This is a genomic window from Paenibacillus sp. KS1, from assembly GCF_001680695.1.
Lineage (GTDB): Bacteria > Bacillota > Bacilli > Paenibacillales > Paenibacillaceae > Paenibacillus_B > Paenibacillus_B suaedae.
Genome location: NZ_MAIS01000020.1, coordinates 22,471 through 40,313, shown reverse-complemented (window position 1 = coordinate 40,313; position 17,843 = coordinate 22,471). Strand labels below are relative to the sequence as shown.

Here is a 17,843-nt window from a genome sequence, read left to right as displayed (position 1 = left end):
ACCCAACCTTACAATGAAGGCGGGTACAGCTTCTTATTTACCTTAACCTCTCAACAATTGTTACTGCTCCACTCTTTCTGCCATCAGCTTCTTATACTGCATCATCATAGCCAAGCGCCATGGCAGCAGCATGCCGAATGCCAGGATGAAGAACATGGACGCACTCTGTGAGATCGACACATACTGCTCCACAACATCGTGCAGAATGAGCCGCAGTACGAGCAATCCAACAATGACGACAATGAACATATTCGATCGCTTCAAATATACTTCCTCGCCTATTCGTTCGAACCGGGATGTGCGAATAAGCGGATAGGCGAAGATCAATGCCCCTGCGAGGAAAGCTCCAATCGCCCATAGCCACGGAATACGCATCGCAGGGACGATGAACATACCGAATCCAGTTGCCATACCGATAGGAGGCATGATTATCTTCTTCATTGAGGTCGGCTTGTTCGCCGCACGCAGACGCAGTACGATTACCCCCGTCCCCGCACACAAGGACACAATCAGTGACATCAACTGTGATGACACGAGTGCATGTGACATGCAACATCACCTCCACTAAGTACAAGCCTATAGTTATCGTTATTACTACTCACTATTCATTAGACCCGCTGGTCATTTCCTGTATGATCTATTATATCGAATTTTACATTCACATACCAATAGCCAGCGAGGGATCTTAACATTGCATGCCCAAGTCTATATCTTATCTGGAGCCGGTCTGGTGCGCCGGGTTGCAATCGCCTCCAGGGGATTATCCGGCCAATAATGTTTGGGATAGCGCCCCTTCAAATCCTTCTTCACGTCAAAATAAGTCGCCGCCCAAAAGCTGGCCAAATCCTGCGTTACCTGTACAGGCCTCTGTGCTGGCGAGAGCAAGTGCATCGTCAGTGCCACTCGTCCGCCCGCAATGCGCGGCGTATCATGCAGGCCGAATACTTCCTGCAGCCGTACAGCCAGCAGCGGACGATCAGGATCCTGATAATCGACCGCAATGCGCGAACCGCTGGGCACTGCAATATGTGTCGGCGCCTCCTTATCAAGCTGCTGGCGCTGTTCCCACGTCAGCATCGACTCGAAGACCGTCGTAAGGCTAAGCTTGCCAAGATCATCACGGCTGCGCATACCATATATATGCGGGCCAAGCCACTCCTCCAAGGTGGCTAAGAAGGCTTCTTCACTGGCATCCGGCCATTCCTCAGGCAGGTGCCGGTGCATGAATTGGAGCCTCGCCTGCCACTGGCGCGCCGGCTTCGTCCATGGCAGGAGGGCAAGCCCCTCTTGGACGATGCCTTCCAGCAAGGCATGCTGCATCGCATCTGCATCAGGTGCGCTGTGCGGCATATCCTTAAGCGTGAGCGCCCCTAGACGAACGCGTTCCCGAGCTCGAACCGACTGGGTCGTCCGATCCCAAGCAATCAGGTCTTCCCGTGTAAACTCGCTCGCGAAGTAACGCTCCAGCACCGCCCTGCCAAGTGACACTGCAAGCACAATCCGACCATCGGTGCCAGCATCGTCAAGCTGTACCGCCACAATATAAGGCGACTGTGCCAGCAGGGTTCCGCTTGCAGCAGCTTGGGTAAAGGCCGCGCCGCGTCCATTGCGCAGCAAGTAGCGCCCATCTGAACGACGCTCGGCAATCCGATCCGGATAAGCGAAGGCAGCAAGCAAGCTCCATGCATCCTCGTCGGCCAAATCCGCATTGCGCTGTACTTGTTGCTTATCATCCTGTCCCATACGGAAGGCCGGCCTGTACTGCTTCGCCTGCTCACGAATCCGTCGCAGCACACTCTCATCGACATCCCCTTGACGAGAATGACGTGATGGTGAATGTGTTCCTAGCGTCAACAGTTCCAAGCGCAGCCCTAAATCGGGGTTCAACGCTGCAGGTGTCTGTCCCGCTTGCCCGAATCCCCCCCTTGAGTTAGCACTGCTACCACTATGGCGAATGACATCCCGCTCCTCCAGCAGCGCAGCAAGCGTACATGCTGCTTCTCCCAGTCCAAGCTCCATCCCCTTCACGATCATATGTGCGAAGCGAGGATGAAGCCCCAACTTGGCCAGCGTACGACCATGCGAAGTCAGTGTGCCAGACTCGGACAGCGCTCCGAGCTGAACGAGCAGTTCTTCCGCTTGTTGCAGTGCTGCAGGAGGCGGCGGAGTCAGCCACTTCAGATCAGATGCCTCCGTCCCCCATGCAGCCAGCTCCAATGCTAACGAGGCGAGATCAGCCGCAAGTATCTCCGGCACATGATGTGCAGGGAGCTGTCTCTCTTCTTCTCTCGTCCACAATCGGTAACAGACCCCAGGCCCAAGACGACCCGCACGACCGCGGCGCTGATCGGCTGAGGCACGTGACACCGGAACCGTCTCCAGCCGCGTAAGGCCTGTCCGTGGAGAGAAGCGCGGCACACGCATCTGGCCGCTGTCGATCACGATCCGGACTCCTTCCACAGTTAGACTCGTCTCTGCTATGGCAGTAGCCAGCACGATCTTGCGCATCCCATTCGTTGAGGGGCTAATCGCAGCATCCTGTGCAGCCGCTGACAGCTGTCCATATAACGGGGCAATATATGCACGTTCAATCCACCCGTTCTTCGTCAACTCCTGCTCCAGAGCAGTCTGCACGCGCCGAATCTCCCCCGCTCCAGGAAGGAATACCATGATGTCTCCTTCATGACGATGAAGCGCCAGCATAATCGTCCTTACAATACGCGGCTCAAGTAGAGTATCTTCACGCCGTTCAGCATATATCGTCTCGACCGAATACCTGCGACCCTTGCTGACCACTATTGGCGCTCCTCCCAGCATGGCCGCGACTGTTTCTGCCTCAAGCGTCGCCGACATCACGAGGATACGGAGATCCTCGCGCAAGACAGATTGTGATTCGGCGGTGAGGGCCAAGCCGACATCTGCATGCAAATGCCGCTCATGGAACTCATCGAATATGACGAGTCCTACCCCTTCCAAGGAAGGATCCTCTTGGAGCATGCGCGTCAGAATTCCCTCCGTAATGACCTCAATGCGCGTCTTTTCACTTATGCACGTATCCAAACGTACGCGATATCCTACTGTCTCACCGGCCTGCTCACCCAGTGCACGAGCCATGTAGCGTGCAGCAGAACGCGCTGCAATACGCCGCGGCTCCAGCATGAGAATCCGCAGTCCTTGGAGCCATGACTCATCCAGCAGCGACAGCGGTACACGGGTCGTCTTCCCCGCACCTGGCTCAGCTACCAATACCGCCCCTGTATGGCTGCTCAGCGCCGATTTCAATTCTGGCAATACATCATCTATCGGTAAATGATTCCCGCTCATTTCCATCCTCCATACGATAAAAAAGCTGTCTCATCCATCATAGACGAGACAGCTTCCCTACATCAAGATTATCGAAATTACACTTCATTGATTCCGATCATCAATTATTATACACACTCTTGCCGTTAGCCTTCAGCTTCTGCGCTGGTTCTACTCCGTTCATGCTTATGGAGAAGGTCTGCTTATGGCGACGCTTCAGCAAGCTCAAGCCGAACACGGCTGATACAATGATCACGCTGATGACAATGAGCGAGGACGACACTGGCAGCGCATCCGTCAACACTCCTCCAGCGATTGGTCCAAGCATCATCCCCGCTGCATGAATCATATTGAATAGGGCGTATGCCACCCCATAATCACCGCCCGATGAATCGCCATCCACGATGGCACCTAATGTTGGCAATGTCGGCGACAGCGTAAATCCTACTGCTGCCCCTACCAAGCAGCCCGCCAACATCAATAGAGTCACATTGCCTGCAAATGCGATCAATGGCAACGTAAGCGCCAAACCAACAAGCCCGATCAGCATGAGTCGGAAAGGATTATGCTTGGCTGTAAGTGTTCCCGCTATTGGAGCGATCATTCCATAGCTTAGTGTCATGACACCGAACAGCATGCCAAGCGCAAGCGGAGACATCTGGAATTGCTCAGTAACATAGACCGGAAGGAGCGGCTCCAGCATCGTCAATGTCGTCTCAGCGAGCAGGATAATCGAAGCAACGAATAGAATCGTCCGATGCCGCAGCAGGGAGAACGTGCCTCCTCCTTCGGCCTGACGCTCCTCTCTGACAGGTTCGCGCAGTGCAAACACGACAATGATCGAAATAACTGCCGTCAATGCTGCTGCGAACCAGAATGGCGTATGGTGATCGCCAATCTCAAATAACCAGCCTCCAATTGGAGCTCCGAGCAGGGAGCCCGATGATATCCCTGTCATGGCGAAGCCCATTGCCGCTCCGCGTACCGGCCCAGAGAACAGATCAGCCAGCAGCGCCATTGCTGCTGTCCATGACGCAGCCGCAGCCAAGCCTTGCAGGAAGCGAGCCGTAATGAGCATTGCCGTCGTTTGCGAGAATACGAACAGCATGGTAGATATCATCATGAACACAAGACCCGTTAAGATCGTCTTGCGTCTGCCAAATTTATCTGCAACCCGCCCGAAAAAAGGCGTGGTAATGAACAGAGCTGCTGCATAACTGCCGAACAGAATACCAAGTGTGGTCGAAGACATCGCATACTCGGTTGTAAAATACGGCACGACTGGAATGAACAAACTGTACAACAACATGTCAATAAATAAAATACCGATAACGAGCACGAGGCCAATCCACTGTGCGCGACTAATCTGCCTCATGAAAGACATAATCCCACTCCTAAAACTAATTTGTTTTTATAAGTTTTCTTAGGCAAAAGACTGAGCCTAATGGTTCAGTCGATATAACCTGATGATTCCAATATGAACGACCTCATGTCCCCAGTGTGAAGCATGAGCCTTGCATTAGCGATAAGATAAATCCCCTTGCATGGATTATCTTTGTTCCTCAGATTGATCTCTAGCAACAAGCCCATACAGCATAATATCTGCAATCGACTTTAATGCATCCGGCAGCGAAATGTTCTGCTTAGCAAAAAATCGCTGATCCAAGGTTGAATTGAACGCATCCGTAATTACCTTCACGATAAAGGCCGCATTATGCCTTAATATGATGCCTTCCTCCATCCCCTGCTCCAGCAAGATTCGCAGCATCTCCCAATCATCCCGGAGAGCCTTATCAATCTTTGACCACTGCTCAGGGTATACGCGCTTCATTTGCTCCAAGATTCGGTTGTCATACAGCTCAAAGTGATTCGGAAGCACGGTCATTACCGCTTTCAATTTATCCAGAAGCGACAAGGTGTCATTCTTCATGATTTCTTCAGTCTTCGCATCACTTTCGTGCATCGTCTGTTCTATGATCGTATCTAGCAGTTCCGCTTTTGAGGAGAAATGCTCATACAAGGTGCGCTTGCTCATCCCAAGTCGACGCGCCAAATCATCCATCGTGAATTTGATCCCTTTGTCTTGCAACTCCTCTATAAATGCCTTCATAATCCGTTCGCGCATGAAATTCCCTCCATTCACGCCGACATAAAACTATAAAAACAAAAGTAGTTTTCTTAGTTAATGTCATTATTATACCCTACCTTTTTGACAACAAGCAAGGACGCACACCCTCTTTTTCACACAGAAAAAACAAAGAAAACACACTCCGTATGATAAGAAGTGTGTCTGCTATATTATTTGCGTTTACCATTTGTGATTTTCTCAATTTTATATGTCTCTGCGTACACTGTTACTACTTGCTTTTGAGTTGAAGCAAAGGCCCATATGTTATTCTTGGAGTCTTTAAATCGAACTGCACGCCCAACCAAATCAACTTTTTTGCCCATTTCCTTCTCCAGTGCTTGTTTTGCTGCATGTACAGCATTTTGATCAGCATCCTCTAGTTCATATATCACTTCGACACTTGGAGACTTGTCCTCATCAGATTCCCAACTCACATTGAATCCTTGCCCCGCTACGTAATAAATTTCCTTTTTGTTATCTATTTCTTTCAAATTAGATACTCGAGTGATTCTTGCTTGTTCAATTTCAATATTCGCATCTCCCACTACCGTTCGAAGCGCGCTTACTGCTTTTTCTTTTTTCGACTTCTCCCAATTGTTAAATGGGATGGTAAATCTAAAAATTCCTGATGTGGATGTAATCAATTCCACCGAACAGTTTCCATCCTCCCAAGGTATGACGATTTCTTTACCGTCCAAGTAAGGTTTTGAGAAAGTAACTGACTTCCCAGCAATTTTTTCTACAGTCGGCCTTAACGCTTGGATAAAAGCTTCATCTACCCACTTCATCCTTTCGTCTTGCTTTTGTGCTGGCGTTTTCCCCATCGGCTTCTCCATAATTGATGTTAACTCTACTGCTGAAGTCGGTTGAAGTGCTTGCGTTACGGAAGGAGAAAGAGCTTGTTTGTTTGGTTTGTTGCCCCATATTACCACTGCCATCGTTGTCCCGATTATAATCAAAAATATACTTCCCCATACCCAAATTGATTTTTTCCTCACGCAGTTCTGTCCCCTCTTAATTGATATGTAATTGTGTAGTTTGCACTCAACAACACACCAGAATTCCATCTCCCAAAATATTCCTACCCAATTATAAGTTCCCTCTTAGATAGATTGCAACCTCAATCTCCCTAAGCAAATCCTTGATAATTGCATTGCATGTGCCCCACACAAAAAGAGCCTGCCCGTCTTATGACGGAACAGGCCTTAAGGTAGGAGCAGGAGCCTTCCCATGAACTGAAATCACCTTGCTGTGGACCAATGCATATGTTGGAGTACATCTTACCAGCTACATGACTTATCGAATCGGCTTAATTGCAGATACCGCTTCAACTTTCCGTGCTGTCATCTGGATGCCCTGCGGAGATTGCGGCTTCGCATCACTCTGAATGACCTTGATTGGGCTGCTGACCTTATTCATCTGGTTGCAGAAGCACATCATCTGTCACCTCCATTCCCTATATCCGTTTCTAGCATATGCAGTCTCTCACTAGATGGATTGGACATGTCGACATCTGCCAAGCGGAAAGGAGAATGTATGATGATCACCTGGATTGAGCTGTTCATATTAGCGCTGGCTTCCTTTCGCCTGACCCATCTGCTCGTCTATGACGACATTATGGAATGGCTGCGCAAGCCTTTTTTGTCTGTTACGTATGTAACCGATGAGAATGGCAATGTGTCGCGAATTACGGAACCAAGAGGCAAGGGGCTTCGCTATTGGCTGGGCTCACTAATAAGCTGCCATTGGTGTACAGGCATTTGGTGTGCCACCTTGCTGACAGCACTGCAGTTCTACGCCCCCGTCACCTATCCATTTATCTTATTATTAGCTGTCGCTGGCATTGCCGCGCTAATCGAGACCTACTTGCTGCGAAAGATGTAATGTTGCACGCTTGCTAGGCAAGCACACAAAAAAGGAGCCCAAGCTTAGCTTGAGCTCCTATCCTATTCATAAATACGAACCTTATCGATTGTTCTTGCCCAGCCTTGCGATCATCGGCAAGATCAAGCCTAAACCAAGCAATATGAATGGCGTAATGACGTTCAACAATAGCTGGAAGTACCATTCTGACGTAAATGCTTCAACTTTAGGGAACATCCCCATAATACAAGCGAATGCCGTAAAGACGAAACACCACAAGCCGATCATGAAGCCAATCTTGCGATTTTTCACAAATTTATAATCGGATTGGAACTTGTCCCCTAGCTTCATGAGCGCCATGAAGGCTGCAAATACCCATAGGTAACGAAGCGGCATTACGATCGAGTTCAGATCAAGCAGCCAGTTGAAGAGCGAGTTCATGTTACCAATTCCGATCGCAGGAATAACAATCAGAATCCCTACAAGTACAGCTGTCATAATGTATCCATTGACTGGCGTGTTGCGCTCGTTCGTCTTCATCAGCTTCTGAGGCACGAACTTCTTGTCCGCATCAAGCAGCAATACTTTCAGCGGTGCATCGATAGAGAAGGCCAACGCCGAAATTTGCGCAAGTGTGTTCGCAATCGCATACAGCACGAGGAATGTATTGCCGATTCCATAATATTCACCAAGCATCTTGAACGCATAATACTGTCCGTTCATCTTCAAATCTGCTGGAATGTTGTTCGAATCGAACATCATGCCCATCGCGAACGAACCGAGCAAGGCACATACAGCAACCATCCCCGCCAGAATCAGCATCCCACGAGGGAATTCCTTCGAAGGATTGTTCGTATTGTTGACGTATGGTGAGATTTTCTCCGCTCCACCTACGGCAAATACGAGCATGGACAATGTTGTGAAGTATGCGAAGTTGAAGTCCGGAATAAACGAGCTGACCGACATATCTGCCGTCGCAATCGTCGCGCCCGTCAGTGCAGGTGCTGTCACCGCAAGCACAATGTACAGAAGCGACATAATGAAGATGGACATCCCTGCAATCGTACCGATTTTCTTCAAGGAATTGAGCCCGCGGGAAGCTACCCACAGAAATACGAGAAATACGGCTAAGCAGATAAGCTGCAGCGTCAATGTGGAGAACTGATTAATAAAGTTCCCACTGCCTGTTACTGTCCAGCCGAGTGCGATCAGGATCCCTTGCGGCTTCTGAGCCAGATATGGGATGTGAACAACCCAGTACGTCCAAGCAGCCAAATAAGCGACTGTAGGTCCCATCGTTTCTTTTACCCAGGAACTAACGCCGCCTTGATCATTTTTAAATGTTGAACCCATTTGTCCAACCATCAGTGCGTAAGGCACGAAATACAGCGCGATAATAAGTATCCAAGATGTTACAACCGTTAACCCTTGGTTTGCATAGTTATTAACAACGTTGCCAAACCCCCACACGGAGACGAAAGCTATCAAGGCAATGTTATACCATCGAAGCTTTTTGTTATCGTCGTTGCGGTTCATGTTGCAAAAGCTCCTCTCACTACTTGTGGAAATATATTACAATTATGTGTGAAGACACTTTATTAGTATACAATTATCAAGATATGGATTCATAAAGAAACTTCTTCATTTGTTGGATCATATTGGGGCATCCACATTACCTATAAATTGCCCAGTTCGTGTACACTTTATGCCACTACGACCACTCCTAGCCTATCAGACGACTTACAACAAATAGGGGTTTGATCCGAATTCAAAAATATAAAAAAGCCCCGGAGCTGAGTTCCGAGGCTTTTCCTTACGATATTGGTTTCCTGCCAACAACCTTAGTGGGCCGGGAAGAAAGCCATTTGAATAGCGAAAATTACGCCAAATACATATAGAATCGGATGAACTTCTTTCCCTTTGCCGCTGAACAGCTTCATAAGCGGATACGTAATGAATCCGATCGCAATCCCTGTAGCAATGCTCGAAGTAAGCGGCATGCTGATCAGAATCGCGAATGCTGGGAAGGCTTCATCGAAGTGCTTCCATTCAATACGCGCCAATCCATCCATCATGAAGCAGCCGACAATAATCAATACAGGCGCTGTAATCGCCGGCAAGGACGATATCCCTGCAATAACCGGTGAGAAGAAGAGAGTCAGAAAGAACATGCCTGCTACAACAGCGGAAGTCAGTCCTGTCCGTCCGCCAGCTGCAACGCCTGCCGATGATTCAATATATGCGCTGGACGGCGTTGTCCCCATCAAGGAACCCGCCGTTGTCGCAAGCGCATCTGCCATCAATGCCTGCTTCGCACGCGGGAACTTATTGTTCTTCATAATGCCTGCCTGCTCAGCTACTCCAATCATCGTACCTGTTGTATCGAAGATCGTTACGAGCAAAAAGGCAAATACAACGGTGTATAGTCCATGAGAGAATACACCCATAATGTCCAAATCGAACAGTACTGGTGCTGTTGGAAGAGCGACAAAGCCATCGAACTTCATCAACCCCATGAAGTAACCGATGATCGCTGTAGCAGCCATACCGATGAACAAGGCTCCCTGCACCTTGCGGGCCATCAGGATAAGCGTGATGAACAGTCCAGCCAAGGTCAATACCGTAACGGGTTGATGCAAATCCCCGAAAGCAACCATGGTTGCCTCGTTCGGAACCACAATGCCAGATGATTTCAATCCGATAAACGCGATAAAGAGACCAATACCTGCTGTAATCCCAAACTTCAACGAGCTTGGAATCGCTTCAATGAGCGTCTCTCGCAGCTTCGTAAACGTTAAGAGCAAGAAGATAATACCTGCCAAGAAAACTGTTCCGAATACGACTTGATAGCTCACACCTTGCGAAGCTACAACAGAGGCGAAGTACGCATTCATCCCCATCCCTGGCGCTACAGCAATCGGATGATTCGCGAACAATGCCATATATAACGTACCGATAATTGCCGAGATTACCGTTGCGGTAAACACTTGCTGGAATGGAACCCCTGCACTCGACAATATCGCTGGATTCACGACAACGATATATACCATCGTAAAGAACGTTGTAATACCCGCCGTCACTTCTGTGCGCGCGTTCGTTCCGTTTTCTTTCAATTTAAACCATTTTTCCATTGGATCAAGCTGCTCCTTTCATAAGCAACAAAACTAACACTTAGGCATCTTATTAGAAAGGCGATTCTTTGTCAATAAATTTGTACATTTATTCGTTTTTAGGTCACATATATTCCAATATAACACAGAAAATTAGCCAGATAACCCAGCTAAATACGAACATTATGCTTATCAACCAATTTCATCACAAGCCGAGTAGGCCCATCTTTACCAATTGTGACTAAATGAAACAACGATCTATATAAGTGTTCCCTTCCTTGCGAGAGAGATTCTTCAATGCTTGCCTGCTCCCCTTATGGATAGTATGTCTACAATTGGAGTCCTCACATTCTTCAAACACCGTTTTTCCGGGGCATTCCGACAATGTCCGCTTAGAGTCATCAGTACTATTCATCCACCGAACCGCTCCATTCACCCCAGAAGCTGCTCTATTCAAGCAGAATATACGGCAATTGCCTTCCATTTAGGATATGCTTGGATCATCAACGACACGAGAGGAGCCCGGGAGTTTATGAACAAGACTATAACGAAGATGGGTCTGCAATTCTTGCTTGCTTGCGGAGTATCAATACTTGTCGTATACGTCATCAAACATATGGCTTAAATCAATCTATTCCTGCTACAATCATATTCACCGGTATTTCCCGGAAAATAATATCAGTTTACATACTCATCACTATAAATCGTAAGGAGACATCATTTTATGAAATCATTTTCGACGACTTGGAAACGAAAAAGCATTCCTGTATTGTTTGCATCCGTCATTGCGTTAGGCTCAATGCTTAGTTGGCAGTCAACTGTACATGGTCAAGCCGCAACAGCAGCAACTAGCATGCAAAGCACAACAATTGCCGGAACATCTTCAACAAAATTTACAGAGGATTGGCACAAATGGATTAAAAATAATGCTTATACATTAGATACCATTACCCCAGAGAGCACGAAAGACGGGGCCGTCACAGGCGAGCGTTTCAAAGACTTGGACATGCTGAAACCGCTTTTGTCGGATAAACGCATCGTATACTTGGGCGAAAGCTCTCATGGTGTAGGCGAATTCAATTCCGCCAAGACACGATTAATTCAATTTCTCCATCAGGAGCTTGGGTTCAATGTCGTCGCCTTCGAATCACCGCTCGGTAATACAGCAACCGCGTTCGGCAATGTAAAGACAAACGAGGCGGAGCAATTGATGAAGAAATCCGTATTTCCACAATGGTGGGCTAAAGAAACGACTCCATTGTTCCAATACATCCAGGATTCACAGTCAACGGAAACACCGATTAAGCTTGCTGGATTTGACATGCAATCCTTGGGACCATTTCTCAACGGAGAGATCCTGAAGGATGAAAAGCTGGCAACACAATTTGCTGAAACCGAGAAGAAGCTGTTCCGCTGGACCAATTCCGAAGACCTTGCTGCTTACTCCGCAGTGAAGCCGGAATTGCAAAAGCTATACAAAGACGTTAAGACAAAGGTTGCAGCCAACGAAGCTCAGTTGAAGGCCATGTACCCGGATAATCCGCATATCGTTGCAATGGTGAACCGAACGCTGGATGACCGCCTTCGCGTCGTAGATGAGTACATCGAGCTGGCGATTAAGGCGAATATCGCCGCGCAGACTGGCGACTATGCAGTAGCGACGAAGATGATGGAATGGCGGGATAAGGCGATGGCCGACAATCTGCTCTGGTTGGCAACTGAAATCTATCCAATGGAGAAGATTATCGTCTGGGGACACAATGCCCATATCAGCAAAGCTGAATCAAAAATGGAGCAGTCCTTCATGCCTGTCGCAGGGCGATTCATGGGTGAACTTATGCAGGAATCGATGTTCGGTCCTTATAGCTACACAATCGGTCTATATGCAGGAAGCGGAACAACACATGACAATATGGGAGACCCTCTTGAGGTTCAGCCGCTACCGCCTAGCTCCATGGAATCCATTATGAAGGCAGCCAATCAGCCCTATTCCTTCGTCGATATGCGATATGCAATGAAGGGCTCTGGAACATCATGGATGGATGAGCCGCGTACCGCACTGTACTTCGGATTGCTGCCAGAGGTATTCGTACCTCGCGAGCAATACGACGGGATTCTCTACATCGACAAGGTACAGCCGCCAACACCGATCAAGTAATAGCTGCTAGCACCGATAGATGTTTCAAAAGATTGAATGAAACCGCAGCCGGCAAGCGAACGATGGCAACACAATGAATCGCAGCTGCGATACCTAACACTTGGAGGACAATCCGATGAAATCAAAAAAAGGCACATGGAAACGCCAAAGCTTATCTCTAGCTCTCGCTTCCGTTATCGCACTTGGCACAATGCTCTCCTTCGGAGCACCTATACATGCTCAGGCTTCATCCGATAAGCAGGAAGGTCAGTTGGAGCAAGCACGTACCAGCTCACAAACACGTGAAGATTGGAAGAACTGGCTGAGCGACAATGCAGTCTCGCTTAATTCGATCAATCCTGAACAGACTGGATCAGACGCACGAATCGCACCCGAGAAATTTACCGATTTAGAGGCCTTAAAGCCATTACTACAAGACAAGCGAATCGTCTATTTGGGCGAGAGTTCGCATGGGGCAGCACAATACAACTCCGCCAAAACACGTCTCATTCAATATTTGCATCAGGAGCTTGGGTTCAATGTCATCGCCTTCGAGACGAACTTAGGCAATGCAGCCGGCGCTTATGGCAATGTAAGCTCGCAAAAGCCGATTGCGACAATGAAGGATTCCATATTCCGCATCTGGCAAGCACAAGAGACCGTGCCACTGTATCAATACATTCAAGATACGAAGCGTACCGATAAGCCGCTCATGCTGGCCGGCTACGATATGCAGCCGCAGGGCGTCATGTTCGCTGCCGATTGGATGGGCGATGCGAAGCTTGCCAAGCAGTTCCAGGAGATTGAACTAGCACTGGACGAATGGGAAATGAGCTCGGATCTGGAGGGGTATCAGAAGGTAAAACCAAGCTACTTGAAGCTGTATGAGCAAATAAAAGCGACCATTCCAAAGCGTGAACAGGCGCTGCGCAAGCAGTTCCCGGACAACCCGCATATCGTACAGCTTGTACAACGCGCAATCGACAACCGAATTCAAATTGTTCGTGAATACATGGAACTGACAATTAAGTCTACTCTATATATGGAGGGCAAAAACCTCGATTATATGTCCATGATCCAATCGTGGGAGTATCGCGACCAGATGATGGCTGATAACTTAGTATGGCTTGCTGACAACGTCTATAAAAATGAAAAAATCATCGTATGGGCACACAACGGACATATTAGCAAGGCACATTCCAAAGAGTTCGGCATAGCATTGCCGCTTCGCAATATGGGCGAGATTATGCAGACGACCAAGTATAAAGACCAAGGATACGTGATGGGCTTATTCCTAGGCAAAGGACAGAACGCGCATGTCACACGTGAAATCTATGACGTACTTCCGCCTATGCCGCATTCTATAGAGGAACTTATGACAAGCATCGGCAAGCCTTACTCGTTCATCGATATGAGCCATGCTCCAGCCGTTCCAGGCACTACATGGATGTCGCAGCCAATGACGTCATACGTAACAGGCATCTCGCCAATAAGCAGCATTCCGAGCGAGCAATATGATGGCATCTTGTTCATCAACGACGTCACACCTCCAACATATTTGGAGAAATAAGTAGTTATCAAGCTCCGAAACTTCATCATTAAGAAGCTTGCAGCTAGGTACGCTGATAAGCAATCACGTCCCAGCTTATGCAGCATTGTAAATGCATAAAAAAATTAGGATAGAGGGATTCAACTGCTTCTGAATCCCCTATCCTTCATTAATCCACTGCTACTAATCGATTGCGGCCAGACTGCTTCGCCCGGTACAGCTTCTGATCCGCCTTGGCAACCAGCGTATTCGGTTCTGAGTCCTGAATATCCTCAATGCTGCAGGATGCAACACCAAGCGAGCAGGTCACAACTAGACTCACCTCTGAGCCAGCGTGCGGTACTTTAAGCGACTCTACATGAAGACGAATTTGCTCACCGATGGCCACAGCCTGACGAAGATCCGTCATTGGCAATATCACGCCGAACTCTTCCCCACCGTATCTGGCAACAACGGCAAGCGGCGTTGTAACCGTATTCTGAACTGCCTGCGCTACTCGTCGCAAGCATTCATCCCCAGCTAGATGACCATACGTATCGTTATATTTTTTGAAATAATCGACATCGAGCATAATTAGTGATAGTGGACTCTTCTGCTTCTTAACCCGCTCCCATTCCTGATTCATCATCCGATCGAAGTATCTGCGATTGTAAACCCCGGTCAACCCATCGGTATAGGAGAAATCAGTTAGGAGCCGATTCGCCATCTGCAGCTTTTTATTTGCTTCCTTCATCTGCTCTTCCGCTACAATCCGTTCAGTTACATCATGGAAGTACACCGACACCCCATTGCGAGACGGAAATACGCGATTCTCCAGCCATCTGCCATGCAGCTGATCAAACTCCGTAATCTCCGCCGGTTCTCCCCGCTCCATGACTTGGTGGCACACCTCGTACAGCTTGGTCTGCTTCAAGTGGGGATTAATATCCCAAATGGACCGTCCTTTTACAACTTCGAAGGAGAACCCCAGATACTTCTCCGCTTCCTTATTCATATACGTATAGCACCACTGCTTGTCTACTGCAAGAAAAGCATCGGTAATGCTATCAAGAATAATTGCAATTTGTTCCTGCGAATTGTGGAGCGCCCTTTGAGAATGATGGAGCTTCACATTGAGCTGATTCATCTGATAAAAGAAGACAAATAGAACAACTGTTGCCGACAGCAACGAGTTCACGCATGCCGCGTACCAGCCAAGCGTGTATCTATCGTTGGCCAGCAAAGTGATCGACACATCCAAAAAGAATGTGAAAACAGACAAAAGAAGCCATAAGTGCAGCAGGCTCCTTCCTCGAGTTACCACATACAAATACATACAAGCCACAAGACTAATTACCCATACAATAGGGCCTATCCCTGTTGAAAGGAGAAGACCATGGCTGCTATCCGAGATAAGCGTAGGCAGCCATTCATGCTGACCTGCCAATATATACGTAATCATCCCGACAACCAGCACTACAACAATAAACATCACAGTTGAAGCAGCCGTCTTATTCTTGTGCTCTGATCCCGAATAGGACTCCTTCTGGATACTGAACGTATACAGCAGTATCCCTGCTGGAAATCCCGCATGCCAACATCCCCAGAACCATACCGAAGCCCGAGTCCCTGCGTACAGAACCCCCTTATCACTGAATATGCCTGGGAAAGTCAGAAGATGCGGAATCATAATTAGCCCCGTAAAAAAAAACGTCCCCGATAAAATCAAGATTGGCTTATAACCAGTTGCACGATATTGAATATAAAGCAAATGCGAAGTCATGAAATCACCAAACATGTTCCATGCAATAAAGATCGGGAAAAAGGGAGTTACCCCCCATAGCGGCGTTGATGCATACGGTATAACCACAAGAGTGCTAACCAGCGTGACGAAGCCAATAGTCAAGGCTATCCATTTCTGTTTAGGCACAGTCGGTATACTAAATAAGCTTGCCAGTGGATCTCGTATGCGATGCATTGATGCTCTCAACCTTTCCGCCTATCACTTGTTTCAATCCGAATCATGTTGTGATTAGTAACATAGTATCATATATCTACAGGGAGACAGGCTCAAATTCTAACAATTACAAGACATGAAGATACCTTAGCCCCAAGTAACTTCCACATTTGTGTCCTTTTTACTATATAACGAAATCAGCCTGCTATTGAAACAAAAGCAACTGTATCACCATGGGCAAAAGGGCTGCCCAATTCGAGACAGCCCTCCTATTATAACCGCCTTACACGATTATTGTATTTAAATGTAACATGCTCTATCGAGAACGACGTCCGCCGCCACGACCGGATGAACGACCTCCACCTTGGCTCGAACGGCCGCCGGATTGGCTGCCAGACTTGCCGCGGCTCTCTTGGCGACCAGCGCCTTGGCTTGACTGCGACCGGGAACTACGGCCCTGGCCTCGTCCATCGCGCGCACTGCTGCGTCCGCCATGGCCTTCATTTCTCGCTTCACGCCGTCCGCCACGGCCACCCGCATCACTGCCTTGCTTGCCGCGAGCAGCACCGCGTCCACCTCGAGCTGCACCTTGACCGCGTGCATCCTTCGCGCCGCTTCGTGTTCCACGACTATTGCCGCGTCCGCCACGTCCGGAACTGCGTTCATTGTCTGCCTTCTTGCCACGACCAGTCCGAACGTCGCCAGCATTCTCAGTCTGCTCCCCATCTTGATTGCGACGCTCCAGCTTCTGTCCGATGCCGCGCTCAATCAACTCAACAGCCATGCGATCTCTAGGCGATGCGAATGTGATCGCAATCCCTTGCGCACCTGCGCGGCCTGTACGGCCAATGCGGTGGATATAGCTCTCTGCATCCTGAGGGACATCATAGTTGAACACATGTGTAATACCCTCTACATCCAGCCCTCGTGCCGCAACATCCGTCGCGACAAGCAGTTGCATCTTCACCTTGCGGAAGCGTTCCATAACCTGTTCCCGCTTCGACTGCGACAAGTCGCCATGCAGCTCGTCCGAATCATAGCCCATTTCAAGCAATTCTTCATTCAGCTTGCTTGCTCTGCGCTTCGTCCGGCAGAAAATAATGGCTTGATAAGGGCGATGCTCATCAATAAGCTTGCACAGAGTCGCCTGCTTGGCACGATCTGTCGTTTGCACGACAATCTGCTTCACGTTCTTCACGGTAATACGCTCGCTCTGCACATGGATATCAATCGGACTGCGCATAAATCGCTCCGCCAAGCGTCTTACATTTACTGGCATAGTAGCAGAGAACAGCAGCGTCTGGCGATTCGTTGGAATCTGGCGAATAATTTCCTCCACTTCCCCTAAGAAGCCCATATGAAGCATTTGATCCGCCTCATCCAATACCAATGTCTTCACTTTCGACAGTGAGATTGTCCCGCGTCTCAGATGATCAAGCAATCGACCTGGCGTTCCGATGACAAGCTGACGACCGCCCTGAAGCTTGCGCATTTGGCGTTCTACATCTTGACCACCGTATACAGCAAGCACGTTCACGCCTTCATAAGCCTCAATAAGCTTCTTCGCTTCTGCCGTAATTTGCAGAGCCAGCTCTCGTGTAGGTGCAACAATCAATGCCTGAACATGTGTTGAACTTGCATCAATGCGTTGAATAATTGGCAGCAGGAAGGCCAGCGTCTTGCCTGTCCCCGTCTGTGCCTGGGATACAACATCTTCTCCCGACAGTACGACCGGAATCGTCTCAGCCTGAACCGGTGTTGGCACCGCAATTCCATGTTGATTCAATGTGTGCACCAATTGCTCCGTTACTCCCAAT

General features: G+C 48.6%; 13 protein-coding genes. 3 read left to right on the top strand and 10 right to left on the bottom strand.

The genetic code is table 11. From position 1 onward, the window contains the following. Positions 1-60: 60 nt before the first annotated feature. From BBG47_RS09085 to BBG47_RS29865, 6 genes are all read right to left on the bottom strand, one after another. Positions 61-549 (bottom strand): CcdC family protein, encoded by a 489-nt coding sequence (locus BBG47_RS09085; RefSeq protein WP_083189182.1) that lies wholly within the window; start codon positions 547-549, stop codon positions 61-63. A 156-nt stretch (positions 550-705) separates the two neighbouring features. After that, positions 706-3,324, bottom strand: coding sequence for an ATP-dependent helicase HrpB (gene hrpB, locus BBG47_RS09080; protein WP_065291478.1), 2,619 nt, complete (start codon positions 3,322-3,324; stop codon positions 706-708). Positions 3,325-3,424: 100 nt separating this feature from the next. Further along, positions 3,425-4,687: an MFS transporter gene (locus BBG47_RS09075; protein WP_065291477.1), complete on the bottom strand. Its 1,263-nt coding sequence runs from the start codon at positions 4,685-4,687 to the stop codon at positions 3,425-3,427. Between the two features lie 165 nt (positions 4,688-4,852). Further along, complete coding sequence (locus tag BBG47_RS09070) at positions 4,853-5,428, bottom strand: TetR/AcrR family transcriptional regulator (RefSeq protein WP_021257287.1); 576 nt, start codon at positions 5,426-5,428, stop codon at positions 4,853-4,855. A gap of 173 nt (positions 5,429-5,601) precedes the next feature. Next, positions 5,602-6,429 carry a hypothetical protein gene (locus BBG47_RS09065; protein ID WP_065291476.1) on the bottom strand — a complete coding sequence of 276 codons (828 nt, stop codon included), beginning with the start codon at positions 6,427-6,429 and terminating at the stop codon, positions 5,602-5,604. Between the two features lie 298 nt (positions 6,430-6,727). Further along, complete coding sequence (locus BBG47_RS29865) at positions 6,728-6,871, bottom strand: hypothetical protein (protein WP_155987347.1); 144 nt, start codon at positions 6,869-6,871, stop codon at positions 6,728-6,730. Positions 6,872-6,970: 99 nt separating this feature from the next. Between BBG47_RS29865 and BBG47_RS09060 the strand changes: the two genes are divergently transcribed. Further along, the gene (locus tag BBG47_RS09060; RefSeq protein ID WP_065291475.1) at positions 6,971-7,315 is read left to right on the top strand and encodes a DUF1360 domain-containing protein; all 345 of its coding nucleotides are present in this window, start codon (positions 6,971-6,973) and stop codon (positions 7,313-7,315) included. 81 nt (positions 7,316-7,396) lie between these two features. Here the strand turns inward: BBG47_RS09060 and BBG47_RS09055 are convergent, their stop codons facing one another. After that, complete coding sequence (locus tag BBG47_RS09055; protein ID WP_065291474.1) at positions 7,397-8,830, bottom strand: amino acid permease; 1,434 nt, start codon at positions 8,828-8,830, stop codon at positions 7,397-7,399. A gap of 305 nt (positions 8,831-9,135) precedes the next feature. Beyond that, the gene (locus tag BBG47_RS09050) at positions 9,136-10,425 is read right to left on the bottom strand and encodes an NCS2 family permease (protein WP_065291473.1); all 1,290 of its coding nucleotides are present in this window, start codon (positions 10,423-10,425) and stop codon (positions 9,136-9,138) included. Between the two features lie 703 nt (positions 10,426-11,128). Between BBG47_RS09050 and BBG47_RS09045 the strand changes: the two genes are divergently transcribed. Beyond that, on the top strand, positions 11,129-12,562 hold the full coding sequence (locus BBG47_RS09045; protein WP_065291472.1) for an erythromycin esterase family protein: 1,434 nt from the start codon (positions 11,129-11,131) through the stop codon (positions 12,560-12,562). 115 nt (positions 12,563-12,677) lie between these two features. Continuing rightward, positions 12,678-14,111 carry an erythromycin esterase family protein gene (locus BBG47_RS09040; RefSeq protein WP_065291471.1) on the top strand — a complete coding sequence of 478 codons (1,434 nt, stop codon included), beginning with the start codon at positions 12,678-12,680 and terminating at the stop codon, positions 14,109-14,111. Between the two features lie 148 nt (positions 14,112-14,259). On the opposite strand, the gene BBG47_RS09035 is transcribed toward BBG47_RS09040, so the two are convergent. Both BBG47_RS09035 and BBG47_RS09030 read right to left on the bottom strand, forming a co-directional pair. Continuing rightward, the gene (locus BBG47_RS09035; RefSeq protein WP_065291470.1) at positions 14,260-16,047 is read right to left on the bottom strand and encodes a diguanylate cyclase; all 1,788 of its coding nucleotides are present in this window, start codon (positions 16,045-16,047) and stop codon (positions 14,260-14,262) included. A gap of 295 nt (positions 16,048-16,342) precedes the next feature. Then, entirely contained in the window at positions 16,343-17,842 is a 1,500-nt protein-coding gene (locus tag BBG47_RS09030) for a DEAD/DEAH box helicase (RefSeq protein WP_254659790.1), read from the bottom strand. Position 17,843 lies beyond the last annotated feature (1 nt).

Coding starts and splice junctions, on each gene's coding strand:
- BBG47_RS09085 (WP_083189182.1), bottom strand. CDS start 549: ATGTCACATGCACTCGTGTCATCACAGTTGATGTCACTGATTGTGTCC.
- hrpB (WP_065291478.1), bottom strand. CDS start 3,324: ATGAGCGGGAATCATTTACCGATAGATGATGTATTGCCAGAATTGAAA.
- BBG47_RS09075 (WP_065291477.1), bottom strand. CDS start 4,687: ATGTCTTTCATGAGGCAGATTAGTCGCGCACAGTGGATTGGCCTCGTG.
- BBG47_RS09070 (WP_021257287.1), bottom strand. CDS start 5,428: ATGCGCGAACGGATTATGAAGGCATTTATAGAGGAGTTGCAAGACAAA.
- BBG47_RS29865 (WP_155987347.1), bottom strand. CDS start 6,871: ATGATGTGCTTCTGCAACCAGATGAATAAGGTCAGCAGCCCAATCAAG.
- BBG47_RS09060 (WP_065291475.1), top strand. CDS start 6,971: ATGATCACCTGGATTGAGCTGTTCATATTAGCGCTGGCTTCCTTTCGC.
- BBG47_RS09055 (WP_065291474.1), bottom strand. CDS start 8,830: ATGAACCGCAACGACGATAACAAAAAGCTTCGATGGTATAACATTGCC.
- BBG47_RS09050 (WP_065291473.1), bottom strand. CDS start 10,425: ATGGAAAAATGGTTTAAATTGAAAGAAAACGGAACGAACGCGCGCACA.
- BBG47_RS09045 (WP_065291472.1), top strand. CDS start 11,129: ATGAAATCATTTTCGACGACTTGGAAACGAAAAAGCATTCCTGTATTG.
- BBG47_RS09040 (WP_065291471.1), top strand. CDS start 12,678: ATGAAATCAAAAAAAGGCACATGGAAACGCCAAAGCTTATCTCTAGCT.
- BBG47_RS09035 (WP_065291470.1), bottom strand. CDS start 16,047: ATGCATCGCATACGAGATCCACTGGCAAGCTTATTTAGTATACCGACT.